This is a genomic window from Bradyrhizobium jicamae (assembly GCF_001440395.1).
GTDB classification, from domain to species: Bacteria; Pseudomonadota; Alphaproteobacteria; order Rhizobiales; family Xanthobacteraceae; genus Bradyrhizobium; species Bradyrhizobium jicamae.
In genome coordinates, this window is sequence record NZ_LLXZ01000107.1 from 1 (window position 1) to 1,247 (window position 1,247).

At 58.6% G+C, this 1,247-nt stretch carries 2 protein-coding genes; both read right to left on the minus strand.

Translation table 11 applies throughout. The features are described from left to right. Positions 1-120: 120 nt before the first annotated feature. The gene (locus CQ12_RS45085) at positions 121-348 is read right to left on the minus strand and encodes a LuxR C-terminal-related transcriptional regulator (RefSeq protein WP_057836573.1); all 228 of its coding nucleotides are present in this window, start codon (positions 346-348) and stop codon (positions 121-123) included. Positions 349-757: 409 nt separating this feature from the next. Further along, positions 758-1,105, minus strand: a complete 348-nt coding sequence (locus CQ12_RS17610; RefSeq protein ID WP_057836574.1) for a hypothetical protein — start codon at positions 1,103-1,105, stop codon at positions 758-760. Positions 1,106-1,247: the final 142 nt, after the last annotated feature.

Sequence of the window (1,247 nt, forward strand, 5' to 3'; positions counted from 1 at the left end):
GGGAAGCGTCCCCTTTCACGTCGAAGTAAAATGTGTTTAGCAAGAGAAGTATCCGTTCTTGTCAAACCGCGTAGCGGTGCGGAGATCAGGCACTAGCTAGGTGTCGTGCCGCACTAGGCATTAGGTGACGCCTCTATAGCTTGGTGAGTACGCCAACCGCTCCGCTGCATCGGCGATCTCGGCAGGCGTGCTGATGCCTAGCCTTGCCAGCAAGCGGGCTCGCTGTTTTGCAACTTGCTCGGGGTCACCACCAAGTCGCACGGCGATCTGGGCATCCGTTTTCCCGGCGGCAAAGCGCCGCAAGAGCTGCTTCTCGCGCGGGCTTAGCGGCAGTTCGGTCGTGACCATTGGGCTGTCCCATACCCGAAGTGTTTCAGGGCAGCGTACTACCTTTTGTTGCTCTTGCCTATTTTTCCCGGAAATTGCCGAACCCGCTGACGCACCTTCGCGGTCGGGGTGTCTCAGTCCAGCGAGTCGGAAAGAACGCATGGGAGGCGCGCGCACGTCGGCACCGTTCGGCGTTTCATCCACACCTACGTCCCCGCGGGAATATCCGCTAAGGGTCACAAGCTGCCCTAGTCAGCGCGATCCCCTTCTGTCGGCTATTGTCCCGGAAGCCGCTATGACGGCGCTCCAACGGGAGGTCAGCAACGGGCCAAAAGCTGATATCGCACCGGGTCCGCTTGCGGCCAGCGTGATAATGTATCTCGGGCCAATATTTGGGTGTGTCGGGTGGCTGTGTACTACGCTCATGCCTCTAAGCACTGCACTTTCCGAAGACGGGGGCCGTAGGCTTCTTTGGCATCCCTTCGATCGTATGCTCCGTCGCCGCGATCATCTTGTTCTTCGCGTCGGCCTCGATCGCAAGCTCCATAGCCGCCATCATCTTGACATTCGCGTCGCGTGGCGGTTGCTCAGTTTCCACCACTGCATACTGAACCACTGGCCGATCTTTTTTGAACATGAAGATAGCGCCCACCATCGTTGGCAATCCGAAGAACATCCACAGGCCGAACGCGATTGGGGCGCCACCCGACCCCGCGTCCACACCCATGGCCACGATTAAAACGGTCGGGAGAAGCAGCACGAAGCCGATGAGTTTCATGCCACAATTTTAGGTCGCGGGAGTTAATGCCGAGTTGAGGGGGTCATTACCTTGCCTGATGTCAGGCTCCTCAAACCCGTTCGACAGTCGCTTTGGGGTCATTAGCCGACGCTCGGAGCCCATCCGAACTTGGTCCGCTCCA

What these genes read in the sequence shown, in the direction of transcription:
- CQ12_RS17610 (WP_057836574.1), bottom strand. Translation starts at nt 1,105, where the DNA reads ATGAAACTCATCGGCTTCGTGCTGCTTCTCCCGACCGTTTTAATCGTG.
- CQ12_RS45085 (WP_057836573.1), bottom strand. Translation starts at nt 348, where the DNA reads ATGGTCACGACCGAACTGCCGCTAAGCCCGCGCGAGAAGCAGCTCTTG.